This window comes from Orbaceae bacterium lpD02, from assembly GCA_036251875.1.
GTDB lineage: Bacteria > Pseudomonadota > Gammaproteobacteria > Enterobacterales > Orbaceae > Orbus > Orbus sturtevantii.
In genome coordinates, this window is record CP133960.1 from 1,201,160 (window position 1) to 1,220,185 (window position 19,026).

15 protein-coding genes are annotated in these 19,026 nt (G+C 37.3%); 1 reads left to right on the forward strand and 14 read right to left on the reverse strand.

Annotation, left to right across the window (positions count from 1 at the left end; translation table 11 throughout):
• Positions 1-278: 278 nt before the first annotated feature.
• The 5 genes from mukB to RHO12_05280 all read right to left on the reverse strand — a co-directional run bounded on the left by mukB (position 279) and on the right by RHO12_05280 (position 8,249).
• Positions 279-4,685: a chromosome partition protein MukB gene (gene mukB, locus RHO12_05260; GenBank protein ID WVD67188.1), complete on the reverse strand. Its 4,407-nt coding sequence runs from the start codon at positions 4,683-4,685 to the stop codon at positions 279-281.
• Positions 4,686-4,687: 2 nt separating this feature from the next.
• A complete protein-coding gene (mukE, locus tag RHO12_05265; GenBank protein ID WVD67189.1) occupies positions 4,688-5,482 on the reverse strand; it encodes a chromosome partition protein MukE in 795 nt (264 codons plus the stop codon).
• A complete protein-coding gene (mukF, locus tag RHO12_05270) occupies positions 5,463-6,785 on the reverse strand; it encodes a chromosome partition protein MukF (GenBank protein ID WVD67190.1) in 1,323 nt (440 codons plus the stop codon). Before mukF ends, mukE begins: the two co-directional genes overlap by 20 nt.
• 306 nt (positions 6,786-7,091) lie before the next feature.
• Positions 7,092-8,009 carry a ribonuclease Z gene (gene rnz, locus RHO12_05275; protein WVD67191.1) on the reverse strand — a complete coding sequence of 306 codons (918 nt, stop codon included), beginning with the start codon at positions 8,007-8,009 and terminating at the stop codon, positions 7,092-7,094.
• 12 nt (positions 8,010-8,021) lie between these two features.
• Positions 8,022-8,249 (reverse strand): YccJ family protein, encoded by a 228-nt coding sequence (locus tag RHO12_05280; protein ID WVD67192.1) that lies wholly within the window; start codon positions 8,247-8,249, stop codon positions 8,022-8,024.
• A gap of 130 nt (positions 8,250-8,379) precedes the next feature.
• Between RHO12_05280 and yaaA the strand changes: the two genes are divergently transcribed.
• On the forward strand, positions 8,380-9,183 hold the full coding sequence (gene yaaA, locus RHO12_05285; protein ID WVD67193.1) for a peroxide stress protein YaaA: 804 nt from the start codon (positions 8,380-8,382) through the stop codon (positions 9,181-9,183).
• Between the two features lie 524 nt (positions 9,184-9,707).
• On the opposite strand, the gene yjeH is transcribed toward yaaA, so the two are convergent.
• The 9 genes from yjeH to RHO12_05330 form a co-directional block, all read right to left on the reverse strand.
• On the reverse strand, positions 9,708-10,949 hold the full coding sequence (gene yjeH / locus RHO12_05290; protein ID WVD67194.1) for an L-methionine/branched-chain amino acid transporter: 1,242 nt from the start codon (positions 10,947-10,949) through the stop codon (positions 9,708-9,710).
• Between the two features lie 85 nt (positions 10,950-11,034).
• Positions 11,035-12,462, reverse strand: coding sequence for a bifunctional D-glycero-beta-D-manno-heptose-7-phosphate kinase/D-glycero-beta-D-manno-heptose 1-phosphate adenylyltransferase HldE (hldE, locus tag RHO12_05295; GenBank protein WVD67195.1), 1,428 nt, complete (start codon positions 12,460-12,462; stop codon positions 11,035-11,037).
• A 9-nt stretch (positions 12,463-12,471) separates the two neighbouring features.
• A complete protein-coding gene (tatC, locus tag RHO12_05300; protein WVD67196.1) occupies positions 12,472-13,224 on the reverse strand; it encodes a twin-arginine translocase subunit TatC in 753 nt (250 codons plus the stop codon).
• Positions 13,214-13,657 carry a Sec-independent protein translocase protein TatB gene (gene tatB / locus RHO12_05305; GenBank protein ID WVD67197.1) on the reverse strand — a complete coding sequence of 148 codons (444 nt, stop codon included), beginning with the start codon at positions 13,655-13,657 and terminating at the stop codon, positions 13,214-13,216. Before tatB ends, tatC begins: the two co-directional genes overlap by 11 nt.
• 3 nt (positions 13,658-13,660) lie before the next feature.
• Entirely contained in the window at positions 13,661-13,909 is a 249-nt protein-coding gene (gene tatA / locus RHO12_05310; GenBank protein ID WVD67381.1) for a twin-arginine translocase TatA/TatE family subunit, read from the reverse strand.
• 219 nt (positions 13,910-14,128) lie between these two features.
• Complete coding sequence (gene ubiB / locus RHO12_05315) at positions 14,129-15,676, reverse strand: ubiquinone biosynthesis regulatory protein kinase UbiB (protein ID WVD67198.1); 1,548 nt, start codon at positions 15,674-15,676, stop codon at positions 14,129-14,131.
• A 5-nt stretch (positions 15,677-15,681) separates the two neighbouring features.
• Positions 15,682-16,461 carry a bifunctional demethylmenaquinone methyltransferase/2-methoxy-6-polyprenyl-1,4-benzoquinol methylase UbiE gene (gene ubiE / locus RHO12_05320; protein WVD67199.1) on the reverse strand — a complete coding sequence of 260 codons (780 nt, stop codon included), beginning with the start codon at positions 16,459-16,461 and terminating at the stop codon, positions 15,682-15,684.
• 75 nt (positions 16,462-16,536) lie between these two features.
• The gene (nadR, locus tag RHO12_05325; GenBank protein ID WVD67200.1) at positions 16,537-17,481 is read right to left on the reverse strand and encodes a multifunctional transcriptional regulator/nicotinamide-nucleotide adenylyltransferase/ribosylnicotinamide kinase NadR; all 945 of its coding nucleotides are present in this window, start codon (positions 17,479-17,481) and stop codon (positions 16,537-16,539) included.
• A gap of 144 nt (positions 17,482-17,625) precedes the next feature.
• Positions 17,626-19,020 carry a tRNA/rRNA methyltransferase gene (locus tag RHO12_05330; protein ID WVD67201.1) on the reverse strand — a complete coding sequence of 465 codons (1,395 nt, stop codon included), beginning with the start codon at positions 19,018-19,020 and terminating at the stop codon, positions 17,626-17,628.
• Positions 19,021-19,026: the final 6 nt, after the last annotated feature.

Genomic DNA, 19,026 nt, shown 5'->3' on the forward strand with positions numbered 1-19,026 from the left:
CATAACGTAAAGATAACGATATAATCGAAAAGCTATATTATTGTGTGATGAAAGGTTTTTGTTACTACCTGGAGAAATATGCTAAATTTCGCCAATTAATTACATTACTATTGTAATGAAAAAGCTTATCTGCAAAAAATGTATCGAGTTAAAGCTGATAGCTATAGATAAAATCAAGGACTCACTAACTAGAAAGAATATAAATAACATTAAACCTGATAGATAGCTTATAAACATAGATAACTATCAGGTTAGCTGTACGCAATTATAAATTACAACTAGGCAAAGCCTTTTAAACCAACAACATGTACAAATTCATTGTTGTCGACAACCTTTCGAACAAGCTTGTAGGTTGTCCCTTTTTCAGGGCTAATGTTTTCTGGTGCGGCAATAATCAGCTGCATTTCTAGCTTTTCACAAAGCTCAAATAGCGTAGCAATTGATTTAGCATCGAGGCGGGCCGCTTCATCCAAGAATAGTAAACGACACGGTACGATATCTTTACTGCGTAATCGCTTAGATTCCTCTTCCCAACTTTGAATAACCATTAATAAGATTGACATCCCTGTACCAATTGCTTCACCGGTTGATAGTGCACCACTTTCGGCACGCAACCAACCATCTGCACCACGGTGAACTTCAACGTCAAGCTCTAAATAATTGCGGTAATCAAGTAGCTCTTCACCAATAGTTTGAGCGGTGCGCTGCCCCATATCAATTTGCGGGTTTAAACGCTGATATAGTTTAGCCAAAGCTTCAGAAAAAGTGATTCTATTATTACTAAACAGATCTTGATGTTCATTGTGCTCATCGGCTAAAGCGCTAAGTAATGTAACATGCGCTTCACGAATATTAACATTTAAGCGCACGCCATGAACCTGCCCAAATGCAACCGCTTGTAAACCTTGATTAAGCATTCGAATACGGTTTTGTTCACGTTGAATCGTTTTACGGATAATATTAGCGACGCTTATTGAGCTAATCGCTAATTGTTGCTCACGCGACGTTAACTCTTCGGTTAATCGAGACAGCTCTATTTCCATCTGTTCAATGGCTTCAATCGGATCGTTGGTCTTAACAATGTCTTGTCTAATACGCTCACGTAAATGCCCATACACTGCAATGTAAAACTGAATTTTGCGCTCTGGTCTTTTTGGATCTTCAGATAACCGTAATACATCACGTAAGTGTTCGTTATCTGCAACGGCAAGTCTTAATGATCCTAATGCTTTATCCGACATCGAACGTAATTCATCAGCACTTAAATAGGCTAACTCACGGCGATGTAAACGACGCTCGACGCTGTTATCTTTAACTAAACGCAACACCAAACACCAGCCGGCTTTGGCTTCAACAACTTGTTCACGTAATACTTGGTAGTCTTTCTCAACTTGACGCAATTTTTTATTTAATTGCGTCATTTCATTTTCACACATAACCAATTGTTTTTCTAATGATGAACATAATTGGCGATTTTGGTTCACTTTTTGGTGAATTTCATCACGGCGTAAACGTGCCCGCTCTTCCGTGATTGCATCGGTTTTTACACCGATTTGTTCGATCTCTTTTTTCAGGTCATTAAGCATGTCACGCTTAGTATCAAAGGCACTTTTAAGCGAGGCTAATGTCTGGTTGTATTGGTTATATTGTTCTTGGTATTGACGCATATTGTTACGCGCGCTAATACGATTTTTCTCAACGGTTTCAAGTCGTTTGCGTAACGTATCATTAAGATCAGAATTTTCACCAAGTATACTTACTGAATCAGTATAGCTAAAATGAGCGCGACGCTGTACCACTTCGGTTAATGCAAATACTTGTTGCTTAACTTCACGCTGTTTAAGTTTAATCTCGCTGTAGTTTTGCTGTAGGCTTTCATTTTGCTCAGGGTCGCTTTGCAGTATTGCAACCAATGGTTCAAGTTCAGTAATAATTTTTTGATTTTTATTAACGTAATTTACCGCATCTTGCGCCTCAGCTAGCTGCTCGCGCAATTCATCAACCCTATCAGCTAAGTCGTCATCCGCTAAGAGATGCAAATGAGCCGTCAACTTGTTTAATAGTGTTAACTGCTCTTTTAAATCGTTAACTTGTTGTTGATTTTGCTTATCTACAGTTTGTTGATTATTCGATTCACGCTCGATTTCATTACGCCTAGCTGACAATTTTTGACTTTCAGCTTCAGGATCAGCCTCAAAAGCGATGGCCAAATGTTGACCAATAAACTGACTAAAATTGTGTTCAATACGCTGTATTTTTTGTAAATCAAATGATAGGTTAGCATAACGTTCATGCAATTGATCACGTTCATCGATTAATTTGTCTAAGTGCTTTTCACGCGCAGCTCTACCAAATAGTGGCACTTGCGGAAAGCGCGAATAACGCCATTGCCTGTCACCTGATTTAACTAATACCGCATTGGTTAACTCTTCACTTTCAAACACGTTATCATCAAATGATGCCGGATCCCCTTCAATAAAGTAGAGATCATCAGGGCAGTCATCTAAATTATCTAATTGGCTTTTCACTAATGCGAGATCAGGGACAACAATTGCTTGTCGTGATGGTCCATAAAGCGCAGAGAAGAACGGCGCATCATCAATCGTTACATCTTCATAAATTTCAGATAGCAGTACACCATTAAATCGTTCTGCAAGATGACTTAAACGACTATCATCGGCACCATTTGGTTGGTTAAGTTGGCTGATAAGTTCATCAAGCTGGTCACGACGAAAGATGACCCGATCTCGCTCAACAATTAGGCTACGTTCTTGCTCTAACAATTTTTGCATATGTTCAGTCACTTGCCCGCTTGAACTGAGTGACGTGTCGGCTTGTTCAGCGAGTGCGATTAATGCATCTTGCGCTTTGAGCCAGCTTGGTGCTTTTTGGCGATAATCGGCAATTTTAACTTGAATTTGTTCTAATTCTTGACGAATGGCAATACGTTTTTCACTCGACTCATTAGCGGTTAATATGTTTTCGTCCAGTGTCGCTTCTAATGTTTGTTTGAGTTCATCAAGATCGTCATAATTAACTTTATGACCGATACGTTTACAAAACTGACTTAATAACTCTTCCGCGGCTTTTTGCTCAAAAAATCGCTGTTCAAGCTCATTGAGCTGCAATTGTAAACTATCTGCTTTCTGTGCTTGATAGCTTTGCGAAGGCCAAGCTTTTAATTCATCACGAGCCGCTTGCCATGCCTCACTTCGTGTTACTTCGCCAACTAATTTGACCACCAGTTGGTAAGCTCGGTCAAATTGATTAACCGCAGCATCGGCAACACTGAGTTTTTGTTCTAACTGTAAAACTATCTCGGTAATTTCCGCTTCTTTTTCAGCAAAAATAGCCAATTGTTGATCTGCATCATCTGCAACTAATTTTGGTAACTGACATAGCTTTTTAGCATTGTCTAATGCTTGCAGCGCTTGTTGATATTGGATCGCTCGTGTTTGTTGAACGTCAAGCGCTTGCTGATAATCCGCTAATTGGGTTTTAATTTCATCAACTTCTTGTTCCGTCGCTTCAGCTTGCTCTTGATAAGTTAAATACTGCTCATTAGCTTGCTCAACGATTTCGGTCTGTTCGATTAATTTTTCATTAAGTTCATCGATATCGATTTGGTAATGATCAATTTTTTCTTGCTGACGAAATGCGGTTTGCACCAAGTTTAGGTGATCATTTGCCGCTTGATAATCGACTTCAAGACCAGCTTGAGCTTCGTTATTCTCTTGTAACTCTTTCGCCATCTCAACATGGCGATATTGATTATCGGTTAATTGTTGCTTGGTACTAAATAAGTCCTTACGCAGCCCTAATACTGACTCAATATGTACGCGCCTTTCGTTAGAGTGACGCATATAATCAGCCGCAACATAGTTGGTTGATTCTGTGATCAAGTGTTTAAATAGATCACGATCAGACTGAGTTACTCTAATCGCTTCAAGCGTCATGCGGTTTTCGCGAAGTGCAGCTTCCATATCTTGGAAAGCCTTACGCACACCGCTATTTTCTGGCAATAAATAATCACGCAGAGAGCGGGTAATCGCGCTTGATATGCCACCATATAATGACGCTTCAATTAAACGATAATATTTACTCCGATCAGATGAAGAACGCAGACGCTTAGGTAAGACACCAAAATCAAACATTAATGAGTGGTAATCACTAATTGAATTAAACTGTTTAAAAACAATGCCTTCAATATTTTCTAATTTATCTTTTAACTCAGCTAATGACAAAATTCGAGCTTGGCGATCATTAACGCGTTCAGTGACTAAATCAGTTGGCGCAATACTATTTTCGATGCCCTGAATAATAAATGGCTTAATGTCAACTTTTTTATCTCGTCCTGCAATTTGCTGCAATCTTACACCGCAAATAATTCGCTGGTTGCGCGAATTAATTACGTCAAGTAATGAATAACAAACACCTGGACGAAGTTTACCATGCAGTCCTTTATCACGAGAGCCGCCTGTTGCCCCAGCTTCGGTTGTATTTCTAAAATGTAATAATGTTAAATCAGGAATTAATGCCGTAACAAAAGCGGCCATCGTGGTTGATTTACCCGCGCCGTTACCGCCTGATAAGGTAGTAACAAGCTCGTTAAGTTCAAAAGTGCGGGCAAAAAAGCCATTCCAGTTTACCAGTGTTAATGAGTGAAATTTACCGTGACCTATCATAACTATTCCTCTATTTCCTCATTAGCATCATTACTCTCACCATCATCACTATCCAATAATGATAACGATGATTCAATGGTCATTGCCTCACCATCACGAATTAGGCGTAATTGAGCTTCTTGCATATCATCATTACTACGCACATCAGCACCAAAGCGGAAGATTGCTTCATTGATCCGAAATTTACTACTATCATTGCCAATAATAAAAAATACCATTCCTAAACGACGTAGGCGATTTAATGATGTTTTTACTTTGTCGTATAATTTTTGTTTATCTAAATCTGATCCTGTCGAGCGTTGATTGACCAGTTTTAATAGTTTACTTTCATCGGCTAAAGACATCAGTTCTTCATATAGATCTTGTAAGGTAAAAATACCTTCATGTGCCAGCCTTTCAGGGCTAAGATAAAGATAGCAAAGCACCTTGCCAACTAACATATCAAGTTCAGATAACACTGAACGCGGAATAAATGTTGTTGAACGCGGTCTTAAATAAAAAAAACCTTCTGGGGCCCGAACCAATTCAACATTATATCGCCCATAAAACTGCTCAAGTTCAGGCTGATAATCCATTAAAAATACATGGTTATCGAGCTCATCCATGCCAATATGGCGACCACTACGTAACAAACTATCAAGTTCAGGAAATAGTGGGTTGGCTATCGCTTGAGCGAGTTTAACTGGCATATATTTATCCAGCTTGGCTTGAGAAGACCCCGCAATGTGGTCAACCACATCACTAAGCGATGAATTTGTCTCAAGAATAGAATCTTCTTCAGTATGAATTGATGACATGCGCTTGTACCTTAGCTCCATAATCGTTAATCGGCTTCCATTGCGTAGGAATACCAGCTAAATCAGCATTTGCGACCCCTAAACGAATCGCCTGATCAATAAATAAACGTGCCACATCAAAATGCTGCTCACGAGGGAATTGCGCTAAATAACTGTGAATTGAACTAGCTATATCGAGCGGGCGCTGTTGCTCTTTAAATACCTGTAGATTTTGTTCAATATGAGCAATGATATGTTCTTGAATATGCTCAATATCCTCGAACTCGAGTTCCGTCGGTAACTCACCCATTACGTCAGTATCTTGTATGCTTAGCTCCTCATCACGCATATCAAGTAGACGCTCAGCGTTGGCAAAGGTTAATGCCCATGGCATATCAAAATAACTTTGAATTGAGCGTCTTAGCCGCTGCGAAAAAACCCGATTTTTATCTAAATCAATCGCTGTACGAATAAATTTATGCACATGACGATCATAACCAATCCATAAATCAATCGTTTGTTGCCCCCACCCCATGATGCGATCAAGCTTAGTCTGTAAGTCAATAACAACTTGGTTGACTTTGTCTAATGAAGTGTCATTGAGGGTAGCGTCTTGAATTAAAAATAGACTTGCTTGCAACTTATCTCCAGCAGCTTCGAGGGTATCTTGTAGCTCTCTTAATGCTGTAGACGTTTCAGATAATAGTCCTTCACAGCTGGTAATTGCCGATTGCCAATCTTGACTGAGTAAATCAGCAATACTTTGTTTAACCTCTGTTTGCTGCTCATCCATGATCCGTTGCGTCATATCAATACTATCAAAAATTTCAGCAACAGAATATTTTAGCGGCGCAAAAACATTACGGTGCCAGTGCAGTTCATCACCACCTTCTAGCGCAGCATCAGCAGCACGCTTTAGCTCTTGTGCGACAATTGATAATTGAATTGATAGCCGCAAGGAAGAAAATTCCCTCTGGCGAATATAATAATCAGTAATACCAATACCGAGCGGCGTTATTCGATAAATGGCCAGTCCATCAGTCATATCGCTAGTAAAACGATTAATCAAACGTTGGCGAACTAAATCATTAATCGCATTGTTCGCCCTTAGTGTAATCGTATCTTGGCTTTGAGCAAAAACCTTACTTACATGGCGAAAGGCATCGATGAGTTCGGCCTCACTCATTTCACCATCAAACCGTTCACCATTTAGTGCGGCAATAGCCAACAAAAACGCAAGACGTTCTGCTGGCAAAGTGATAGAGAAATCGTTCTTTTTTGCCCAAGCGACCAGTTCTGGCACTGATTGGGAAAAATCAGTCATAGTTATCCTTTCCAATACAAATCAATATGCTTTGATAGACTTATCGTTTTTTATTAGATAATAAAAATAAGCACAATCTAGATAGCCTTTAACGAATAAATTTAGTCGTCAAAGAGCAAAATTTTGCCAATTATATAACAAATTGTAGCAAAATTGTAATGTTATTATTTCGACGAGGAAATAGAGTCAATATTTTGATTTCGTTTAATTTAAATAAAAATTAACAGTAACTAGTTATTATTTTGTTGTAATGCCTTATTTTAGTATAAAAGTAGGTACCTAGTTAATTTTGATATGATAGTTTAATCAAATTTCAACTTGATAAAAATCACTGGCAATTTCTGTATTAGCAAATATCTGCCGACACTCATTAACTATTGCAAGATTATTCGCCAGACTATAACGAGGGCTGATATGAGTAATAATGAGCTTTTTTGCCCCACTTTTTAGCGCTATTTCTGCCGCTTGATGAGTGGTTGAATGGCCGCGATTATTTGCTTTCTCTTGAAGATCGCTTTTTTGTGTTGCCTCATGAACTAATACATTAACATCATGAGCAAGCTTTACCGCGGCATCACAAGGCATTGTATCGCCTAAAATAGCTAATTTCCTACCCCGCTTAATTTCTCCCCAATATTCCGAGCCATTAATCATTCTACCATCAGTTAGTTGTACCAATTGACCAAGTTTTAGTGCGGCTAAGTGAGAGCCATTAGGGATCCCATCTGCGTTCAATTTTTCTATATTAAGTTTAGGTGAACGTTCTTTTTCAACAATGCGATAACCAAAACAAGCAACTCGGTGATTAAGCGCATCGCAATTAACAACAAACTGTTCATCATTAATAAGTTCTGTAGGCTGATCTATTTCGACAATATCCAATGGATAAGTTAGCCATGAATGGCTTATATTAACTACCGTTTCAACAAATTGCTTAATACCTTTTGGCCCGTACAATGTCAAGGGTGACATGTTTTGCATTAATGAACGAGTAGTGAGCACACCAGGCAAACCAAATAAATGATCACCGTGTAAATGGGTAATGAAGATTTTTTCGAGCCTTGCAATACTAAGTTTAGCTTTTAACATTTGATGTTGAGTTGCTTCACCGCAATCAAAAAGCCATAAAGAATTGCGTTCTTTAATTAAATCGAGTACCAACGCCGAAACATTACGCTCAGCGGTTATTGTGCCGGCACTAGTACCTAAAAAAAATAATTTCACAATAGTGACTTATTACACATTTTTGCGCTCAATGGTTTGCTCGCCCCAAAATAACTTATCAGCATCTGTTTTAGCAAAAGCAAGTGGTAAAACTTCATCACGACCTTCTTCCCAGATTTTTTCAGCCACTGCATCATCATAATTAGCTAATTCAAAAATCGCCTCGGCAATTTCAAGCGAGGTCTGACGTAGATTGGCCCATGCTTTAATCTCATGTAACGCTTTTTTGGTCGAATTCATCTTGTGTCTCCTTATTGAATAACTTTATTTAATAAATAGTTAGTTAAATAATACTCTGAAAATAAAAATTTACGAGGTAAAATAAACGCAATTTTTATCTTATTTATATTTGATCTCATAGGAATGAGTAATGATTACAGTTATTTCACCGGCTAAAACATTGGATTATGATACCCCTGTCAGCCTAGCTGAACATACGACTCCAGCGCTTATAGACTGCACGCAAAAATTGATTAAATCCTGTAAAAGACTAACTACAAAAGAGATTGCCGACTTAATGAATATTAGCCCCAAGTTGGCAGAATTAAATTATCAACGTTTTCAAAACTGGCACCCTAATTTTAGCCTCAAAAATGCTCGCCAAGCAATTTTTGCTTTTAAGGGAGATGTATATGAAGGGCTAAATATGGAAGATTTTAACCAGCATGAAATCAACTTTGCACAACAGCATTTGCGTATTTTATCGGGTTTATATGGTTTACTAAAACCACTGGATCTTATGCTCCCTTATCGATTGGAAATGGGCACTAAACTGAAAAACGGTAATCACACTAATCTTTACCAGTTTTGGACAGATATTATTACTGATCAGCTTAATCAGCAGTTAGCTGAGCAAAATAGCCACTTATTAATTAACCTTGCATCTAATGAGTATTTTAAAGCGGTTAATCAGAAGAAACTTAACGCTAATATCATTAATCCTATGTTTTTAGATGAAAGCAAAGGGCAGTATAAAATTATTAGTTTTTATGCCAAAAAAGCACGAGGACTAATGAGTCGCTATATTATAAAAAATGAACTTAATCAGCAGAATGATATTCAATCATTTGACCTAGCTGGCTATAAATTTGATAAGCACCAATCTATTAACAATAAGTGGATATTTGTGCGTAGTGAAAAGCAGGCGGAATTATATAAACAAAGCCAAAACTAATTAATTGTATACCACATAAATAAATTTGCTAAAAAAGAACTCAAAATTGAATGTATAGTGGCATATTTGTGCAATAAATAAAAATAACACCTTAATATTATTATACTTATACTATTTCGCCCTGACATATTTTTATGTTTCTAGATGTTAACTAACAAAATCAACATCTAAATATATAAAATATGCAATTTTAAATGATAAAAATCAAATTCATCATAAAAATGCATTAATAAAACGTTTTAATTTTGCCCTATTATATCTATACCTAAAACCGATTACACATAAAATAATAATTATATTAATATGTTAACTGAAAAGATAATTTCTTCCTTTTTTTTCATCATATTGCCCAGCCATTTTGGTGGGCTTTTTTTTATTCAAAATATTTTTTTTTCTTCTATTATTTATTATTTAAAATATTTTATTATTAATGATGCTATTTAATTATTACCATTAAGCTTTCTTTGCATAAAACCAATGTGTGATGGCTACCTTCTCTTAATATCCAATATATTTCAGCGCTTCTAGTTAATATTTTTATTAACTTTTTTAGCAAGAAACCAAAATAGAATAAAAATACCTATCGCATACAAACTTTTGTAACCGATTACTAAAAGCAGCCCCATACAAACCAACGCGCAAACAATAGCAAGTATTCGCAATTTGCCTGTGAGCAATTTGATTGCCGATATCATTGCTAAAAGATAAATCAACACAAATACTCCGTTGGCATATTCCAACAAACTATTAAGTGGGATAGTGAAAAAATGAATTAATAGTAGAAAAAATAGACTTAATAAAAGCACTAAACTTAAGGCATTAGTGGGTGACTGCCTACTTGATAACTTAGCAAAAGGGCTATGAGGATAATCAATTTCCGCTTGGGTCCAAACGAGCCTTGCAAAACTTTGGCAGTAAATGTTAATCGATGCAAAACAGGCCAGATAACCAATAATACAAAATAGCCATAATGCCTGTGTGCCAAATAATGTTGCAATAATCTGCGGTAATGCTGTCGTAGCAACAATCGCATTAGGTGCAAAAAAAATCACTGCGGCTGTACATGCCCAGTAAATAAAACCAGCTAGAATAAGCCCTAAAATTAATGCCTTAGGGAAATCTTTTTCTGGTCGTTTAAATTCAGTTGATAAATGTACAAATGCCTCAAGACCAACAAAACACCAAAACATAACAGCTAATGCGCTTATAATAGGTGCCATTTTAATATCAGTGATGTTCGGCCATTCAACAGTCAATACTGATGGTGATGATGCAAAGCAAATTGCCATTACCAACCCAATGATTAAAAGTGCTATGACTGATTGTATCCAACCACTCGCGGCAGCGCCAAATGAACCAATTACCCAAATCAAAACTAACGTAATAATTTGCGCGAATAGTTCACCTTCTGTCGATAAATTAAAAAGTGAACGCCAAAATCCTGTAGCAATATAAAGCCCAGCAGGTAGGCCAAATGGGATGACGGATAAAAATGACCAACTGGTAACTCGACCTAAGTGTATATTAAATGCTTTAGCAATAAAATAAGCAACACCGCCAGCATGAGGATAGTGTTTACCGAGTTCAGCAAAAATAATCGCTATCGGAAAAACTAAAATTAACAGTACAGGCCATGCCCATAAACCATCTTGACCGGCCATTTGCGCTACAATAGCGGGAATAGCAAATACCCCGGTGCCAAGTAAAGAGGTAGATAATAAACCAACCCCTTGTAGTAATCCCAATTCTTTTTTTAATTCGCTCATATTTTCTTATTTTATCATTATCAAATAAACGAAATCGCCCTTTCGTATTAATCAAAAGGACGATCATATTCATAAATAATCAGAATTAATGCCGATTTTTTATTGCATTAATAATATTTGAGGTTGAGCAACCATCTTCAAAATTAAGCACCTCGACTTTACCACCGGCCGCGATAACTTCTTTACCGCCCGCTATTTGTTCTGGCATATAGTCACCGCCCTTTACTAAAATATCAGGTAGAATATTTGCGATCAAACGCTGCGGAGTCTCTTCTTCAAACGGAACAACCCAGTCCACTGAATCAAGTGCGCCAAGAACAATCATGCGCTGCATTAGTGGGTTAATAGGTCTAGATTCACCTTTTAGCTTCTTAACTGAACTATCGCTGTTGACTGCGACAATTAGTCTATCGCCCAGCTTACGTGCATTAGCTAAATAAGAAACATGCCCTGCATGTAGAATATCAAAACAACCATTTGTCATTACAATTTTTTCGCCGCGTTTACGTGCTTTAGCAACCATCACTTGAAGTTCATTTTCATTCATCACACCGAACCCATTATCGGAACGAGCTCTAATTGCATCCTCAAGCTCTACTTGCGATACGGTTGATGTACCTAGCTTACCAACCACAACGCCCGCTGCGGCATTGGCCAAAAAGCAACTTTCCTCAAGTGAACAACCAGTAGATAATGCTGCAGCAAGAGACGCAATAACAGTATCACCCGCACCAGTAACATCATAGACTTCTTTAGCCTGAGTAGGTAGATGATAAATAGGCTTTCCTATCTGCAATAACGTCATTCCCTTTTCACTACGGGTAATAAGTAATGCTTTTAGTTGATAGTCTTCAATTAGCTGATAACCTTTTTCCACAATATCGTCATCGGTTTCACAAAAACCAACAACGGCTTCAAATTCAGACATATTTGGCGTTAATAACGTTGCACCGCGATAGCGTTCAAAATCAGTTCCTTTAGGATCAACCAAAACAGGGACATCTGCTTGATTAGCCAGCTTAATCATTTCTTGGACTGAGCTAAGTACACCTTTGGCATAATCAGACAGAACCATCACCTTCGATTTTGGTAATGCTTTACTTATCCGTTCTAGTAGCGTGGTTGGTTCAACTTTGCCAAACCCTTCTTCAAAATCGAGGCGAATTAATTGCTGGTTACGTGATAATACTCGCAGTTTTGTGATAGTTGGATGGGATGATAACGCGACGAAATCACATTTAACCTTTTGCTTTGTAAGCTGCTCATCGAGAATTCTCGCAGCTTCATCAATGCCAGTTAAGCCAATTAGTTGAACCTCGCCACCAAGCGATGTAATATTCATCGCCACATTAGCTGCGCCACCAGGGCGCTCTTCTAATGAATCTATTTTTACCACCGGTACAGGTGCTTCTGGTGAAATACGATTCGTTGCACCATACCAATAACGATCAAGCATAATATCACCAACAACTAACACATTTGCAAAACTAAAATCAGGCAAGCTGCTTTTCATTATTACATCCTACTCATCAAATTCTTGTTCATCTTCAGCCTCTTGTCGAGGTTTATAAAATTTAGCAAAAAACAATCCAATTTCAAACAGTAAACACATCGGGATCGCCAATAATGTTTGCGAAAAAACATCCGGCGGAGTTAAAAACATCGCGACGATAAATACGCCGACAATAATATAAGGGCGCTTCTTTTTCAAACTTTGCGGAGAGGTTACGCCTGACCAACATAATAAAATAATTGCCACTGGTACTTCAAAAGCAAAACCAAATACCACAAATAAAGTCATTACGAAATCGAGGTATTTAGTGATATCGGTATTAATTGCAATATCCATTGGTGCGGTATTAATGAAAAAGTAAAATGCCAGCGGAAAGACTACAAAGTAGGCAAAAGCAAGCCCAACATAAAATAGTGTTGTACTAGAAACGACTAACGGTAATATTAAACGTCGCTCTTTTTGGTAGAGCGCTGGTGCCACAAATCCCCAAACTTGAAATAGCAAATAGGGAATAGAGACGAATAAGGCAACGATTGCTGTTAACTTAATTGGTGTAAAAAAAGGCGCAGCGATATCTGTTGCGATCATAACACTCCCTTCTGGCAACTGCCTTACAAGTGGATTAGCTACAATTGAATAGATATCATTAGCAAAATATAGTAAGGCTAAAAATATAAGCATAATACAGATCAAACAACGCAATAGACGAGTGCGAAGTTCAATAAGATGAGCAATTAACGGCTGAGCATGATCATCTGACATTATGATCGTTTCCTATACTGGCAGAGGATTGAGCAATACGATTAGGTTCATCATGATTAGGCTGATTGCCACTAGACGGATCTAATTGTTGAACATCATGATTAATTTGATTAACACTAGATTTAACTTGCTCAGCGGTATCATAAAAATCTTTTTGAATAGATTCTGCAACACGTTTTAGATCATCGATTGATGCTTTTATTTCAGGAGTAATATTATCTAAGCCACTTTTTTCAGCCTTTTTAAGGCTATCTTGTAACTCTTGCAGCCTCAGTTCTTTATTGAGCTCCAATTGCACCGTCGCTGAAAGCCGCCTAAGTGCTTTAATCCAATTTGCAACCGTTTTAATTGCTTTAGGTAAGCGTGCTGGCCCCAAAACAACCAAAGCAATAACCAGAACAAGAATTAATTTACCGAAACTAAGATCAAACACAACTTACTCTTTTTTGTCGTTATTTTGATTATTTTCTAATTCTTCAGATTGTTTTTCAGATGGGAAATCAGCATCGTTGCTGCTGCCTTTTTTCTCGTCATCATCACTCATCTCTTTTTTTAATCCTTTTATTGCCGCCCCTAAATCAGAACCGATAGTACGTAACTTTTTCGTTCCGAAAATTAATACAACAACAGCAAGTACGATAAGTAACTTTGTCCAACTTATCATCATAATTGACACTCCATTAATTGATAAAATACACAACACATCATACACCTAATTTAAGATAAAGTGTACGATGCTTAATGGTGTGATTATATACTGCTAATGAATCGATATGCAAAATAAGAACGACAATTTACTATCCTTTTTAGCTCTTTTTTACATTATTTTTTATTTTTGACGACTTATTAAACAAATCGGGCAGTAGAACAAGCACACTAGCTGACTAAAAAATTTAAAGCCACACTAATGTGATAAAAGATCAAATATAGCAACGATAATAATGAGCCCTATCGCTACACGCCATAATAGTATCTGCTTTCTTGTTGTCTTGTCTAATTGCTTATTAAGTTTATTTATTTGTAGAATTAATTGCTGATTATCTTTTTGATATTGCTTAATTTTAGTTGGCAAATCAGGAAAAATCTCTTGCCATTGCGGCAGTGTATCAATAAATTGTTTTGTTATGCGTTTAACACTAATTTGCTCTTGATACCATGACTCTAAAAATGGTTTAGCTGTAGACCACAAATCTAACTGAGGATAGAGTTGACGACCTAAGCCTTCAATATAAAATAATGTTTTCTCAAGCAATACTAATTGCGGCTGAATGACCATTTCAAATTGCCGTGCCACTTTAAAAAGATGAAATAGAACTTGAGCGAATGAAATCTCGCCAAGCGGTTTAGCAAAAATAGGATCGCAAACATCGCGCATAGCTGATTCTAATGCGAATACATCCGTGCTTTCAGGCACCCACCCAGATGAAATGTAAAGCTGAGCTATTGTTTGATAATCGCGGTTAAAAAAAGCAATAAAATTTTGCGCTAAAAAACGCTGATCGTCTTGGCTCAATTCGCCAACGATCGCACAATCAATACCGATGTAGCGTGGATTTACAGGCTCTTTAGCATCGATAAAAATATTACCAGGATGCATATCAGCATGAAAAAAATTATCTCGAAATACTTGCGTGAAAAAGACGTTAACACCACGTTCGGCCAGCAATTTAAGATTAACATTATTGGCTTTAAGCTGCTCAATATCTGCAATTGGAATACCGATAACACGCTCTTCTACCATCACATTTTTACGGCACAGCTCAGGGTAAACATAAGGAATATAAAGCATGTCGCTATTAATGAAATTATTACGTAAACGGCGCGTATTTTCGGCTTCTTGTAGTAAATTTAACTCTTTTAGGATCGTGACTTCATAATCGCTGACAACTTCTGCAGCACGTAGACGTTTACCATCAGGTAAATATCTTTCGCTTTGCTCCGCTAACCAATACATCACGGCAATATCAGCTTTAATGCTAGGCATAAGATTTGGTCGCAAAACTTTTATCACGACTTGTGCACCACTTTGTTTTAACGTTGCAGTGTGCACTTGAGCTATCGAGGCCGATGCCAGCGCCGTTGGATTAAAATCGGAAAAATGTTGTTCAATATGGCATCCTAAAGCTTGCTCTATAATCTGCTTTGCCATTTGCCCATCAAAAGCAGGGACTTGGTCTTGCAGCATCGCTAGTTGTAGCGCCACATCATCAGACAATAAATCACGACGGGTAGATAACATTTGCCCAAACTTGATCCAAATCGGTCCAAGTTGTTGTAAGGCTAGCTTTAAACGCTCACCACTCGCTTTATTTTTTGCTCGTTTTCTAACCCAAAATAGTAAAGCTAAAAGCCCTTTAAATTTTGCAGAATATACCGATTTAGGTAGCAATTCAGCTAGTTGATAAGCTTTAAACGTCGTAAGAATTTTATATAGTCTTAAGTATTTCATCATACAACTTAAAATTTAAAACCAATATGTAAAGCCACAATCCCGCCGGTCATATTATGATATTGCACGTCTCTAAAGCCAGCATCGTTCATCATTTGCTTGAGCTTTACTTGATCGGGATGCATACGAATTGATTCCGCAAGGTAACGGTAACTATCTGAATCATTAGCGACTAATTTGCCAATTAAAGGTAACATGGTAAAAGAATAAAGATCGTAGGCCTTACTTAGTAGTTTATATTCTGGTTTAGAAAATTCTAAAATAAGTAAACGCCCACCTGGTTTTAATACCCGCCACATAGAACTTAATGCTTTATCTTTGTTGGTAACATTACGTAAACCAAATGAAATCGTGATACAGTCAAAGGTGTTATCCGCAAACGGAAGCTCTTCAGCATTGGCCTGCACATATTCAATATTTTTGAATAGACCTTTGTCACGTAATTTATCCCGCCCTACTTTTAACATCGATTGATTAATATCAGCGAGTATGACTAAACCATTATCACCAACAAGTTTAGAAAATTTAGCTGTTAGATCGCCTGTTCCGCCTGCTAAATCTAATACAGTCTGTCCTTGCCGAACCCCACTATACTCAATAGTTATTTTTTTCCAAATACGATGAATGCCAAAAGACATTAAATCATTCATTACATCATATTTATCGGCAACGGAATTGAACACATCGGCAACACGTTTCTCTTTATCTTGTGTTGGGACCTGCTGGTAACCAAAATCAATGGTTTCTTGATTGTTATTCGTATTTTTTCCATCTGGTTTTATTGACATAATCATCTACACCATAACAAAATTTTGCCCATTTTATCACAGAGTCTAGCCCTGTACTATTTTTAGTATAGATTATTAACTTAGCTGTTTATTAATCATATCAATAGCAGCCTCGAAAATAGTTAGCGATGAGTCACTTTTATTAAAGCTATTTGCATCAATAATTTGGTCAAAATGATAGTTATCTTCTAATTTTTTTAAAATTTTACTGCTTCTTTTAAAAGCTTGCTGATAAAAGTGATGTAATGTCTGGAAATCTAATGAGGTGAATATAACTTGATTTGCTAGCGGGGTCGCTTCGTCAAGCCGCTTTGCATGTAGCAATGCAATACGAATATAATCTGATTCATTTAAAACTAATTTATTATTATGCAAATGTTGATGCTGAATGTAATTAATATAACCATTAGACACATATTGGGTATTATAAATATTGGCTAACTGTCTAGGTAATGTATCAAATTGCCGCTCACCAATAATAGCAATACGTTTAGTAAAAAATGGTTTCGCTGCTTTGGCAATAAATTGCCAATTTTGATAAGGATTATCGCGTATCTTAGTTGCGCTAATATTAATAAATTGCCTATTAACGTCAATTAACTTAACGTCACAGTTATAGTAGAGCTGATGATTTTTTGCATCCTGAAGTTCACTCGTAAAAATGATAGTTGGTGTGATTTGATTCTTTTGCAAAATAGATTTAACACGATCACTCCAATCTTTCCAACCATCAGGATAGTACGCAATACCGGCTTCATCTAAAATATGGATATGGATATTCGGACGGTTTTTGAACGTTTCTTGTAACCAATAAAGACGATCTTTAACCTGTGGTTGCTTTGGCATATGACTTTTTTGAAATAAAATTAAGTCTCTATTTTGTTCACAACCTAAGATGATATGTAACTCATCAACTTGACTAATTGCTTTCTCAATGAGATAGACATGCCCGCAATGAAGTGGATAAAACTTACCAAAAATCAGACCAATTTGACGTTTATTCGTTGAGTGAATATTCATTTTATATCGAAATTATTGAGGTTAGTTGTCGTATACTGTAACCAATATTCAATTTCTTTCTATTCAAAAGATGCTATTTGATTAATTGTCATTTAAACCCTTCGCCCATTTTGGTTTATCTACTTTAATGAGCGAAAAGTAAGGTTACATTTTACTGGTTTTCTCTTGCCACTTAGCCAGTACAATACCAGTTAATACTGATATATTAAGTGCTGACATAGACTCACTACCAGATACATAAATAACCTTATCGGCAAGACTCGCGAGCGGAATATTGATTTGTTGAAAAATAATGAAGACAACTTTTGAACTCATTTTCGCTGTAGCCAAAGTTTCAGCGTTAATTGAGTTCACTTTACATGGCAATAAAGCAATAATTTGGTAACCTTGCTGTTTAAAATGATCTATTGAGGCCAGCAAATCATCTGATTTAATTGGTGTTATTGTTTCAGCCCCACCTTCAGAAACCCGAAGCGCTGCGCCATTTTCTAATAAATCAGGTTGACGTAAGAGCAAACCATTTACATTAAAAAATGCGGCTGTTCTAACTATTCCGCCCAAATTATGCGGATTATTAATATCGTCAATAGCCAGCACACAATCTTGTTCTAATGCGGTTGATTTTGATAAGTAATCGCTAACAAGCTGCGCTTGACGCTTTTTCACAATTAAGCAAATACCACCATGATGTGGGGTTTGAGCTATTTTAGTCATTTCTTCATCAGTAATAACATTATAGCCTAATCGGTGTTTTACTAAATATGCCACTAGCGCTTTGAATTCATAGGTTTTATCTTGCAATAAAAAGGCTTTAATAATTGAATCCGGACGATGATTAAATACTGCTTTACAGCTATTTTCACTATAAATTAATATTTCCTCTTTACGCTGCCGCTTTATTCGCTCACGATCAACTGGTGATTTGCTTTCAGTGTCAAAAGTGGGTAATTGCTCAGTATTTTGAAATCGATTTTTCCAAGGTGAATCACTCCCGTCTGCCGCACTTTTATCTCGAGGTTTAAATTTTTCAGTGTGGCGTTCGTTTGCGCGATTATTCTCGGAATGAGATTTTTCTGAACGCGGTCTATCAGATGAGGGCTTGCCATAACTGCTGCTGCCAAATGTCTCAACTCTGCTATCATTTGAGCGGCGACTCTCTGAATGAGGCTTTTCTGAGCGCGGTCTATCAGATGAGGGCTTGCCATAACTGCTGCTGCCAAATGTCTCAACTCTGCTATCATTTGAGCGGCGACTCTCTGAGCGAGGCTTTTCTGAGCGCGGTCTATCAGATGAGGGCTTGCCATAACTGCTGCTGCCAAATGTCTCAACTCTGCTATCATTTGAGCGGCGACTCTCTGAGCGAGGCTTTTCTGAGCGCGGTCTATCAGATGAGGGCTTGCCATAACTGCTGCGTCCATTTGATTTAAACTTATCCGCTTCCCGTTTTCCTCGCTCGCGTGTTGATGCATCTTCTTGCGATTTTTGAGTATAAAAAACCGTTGGTTTTACTTTATTATCGGGTTGCTCATTGTCACTCATAAGTGT

Excerpts from the sequence above, each read along its gene's own strand:
- mukB (WVD67188.1), bottom strand. The coding sequence starts at position 4,685 with ATGATAGGTCACGGTAAATTTCACTCATTAACACTGGTAAACTGGAAT.
- mukE (WVD67189.1), bottom strand. The coding sequence starts at position 5,482 with ATGTCATCAATTCATACTGAAGAAGATTCTATTCTTGAGACAAATTCA.
- mukF (WVD67190.1), bottom strand. The coding sequence starts at position 6,785 with ATGACTGATTTTTCCCAATCAGTGCCAGAACTGGTCGCTTGGGCAAAA.
- RHO12_05280 (WVD67192.1), bottom strand. The coding sequence starts at position 8,249 with ATGAATTCGACCAAAAAAGCGTTACATGAGATTAAAGCATGGGCCAAT.
- yaaA (WVD67193.1), top strand. The coding sequence starts at position 8,380 with ATGATTACAGTTATTTCACCGGCTAAAACATTGGATTATGATACCCCT.
- yjeH (WVD67194.1), bottom strand. The coding sequence starts at position 10,949 with ATGAGCGAATTAAAAAAAGAATTGGGATTACTACAAGGGGTTGGTTTA.
- hldE (WVD67195.1), bottom strand. The coding sequence starts at position 12,462 with ATGAAAAGCAGCTTGCCTGATTTTAGTTTTGCAAATGTGTTAGTTGTT.
- tatC (WVD67196.1), bottom strand. The coding sequence starts at position 13,224 with ATGTCAGATGATCATGCTCAGCCGTTAATTGCTCATCTTATTGAACTT.
- ubiB (WVD67198.1), bottom strand. The coding sequence starts at position 15,676 with ATGATGAAATACTTAAGACTATATAAAATTCTTACGACGTTTAAAGCT.
- ubiE (WVD67199.1), bottom strand. The coding sequence starts at position 16,461 with ATGTCAATAAAACCAGATGGAAAAAATACGAATAACAATCAAGAAACC.
- nadR (WVD67200.1), bottom strand. The coding sequence starts at position 17,481 with ATGAATATTCACTCAACGAATAAACGTCAAATTGGTCTGATTTTTGGT.
- RHO12_05330 (WVD67201.1), bottom strand. The coding sequence starts at position 19,020 with ATGAGTGACAATGAGCAACCCGATAATAAAGTAAAACCAACGGTTTTT.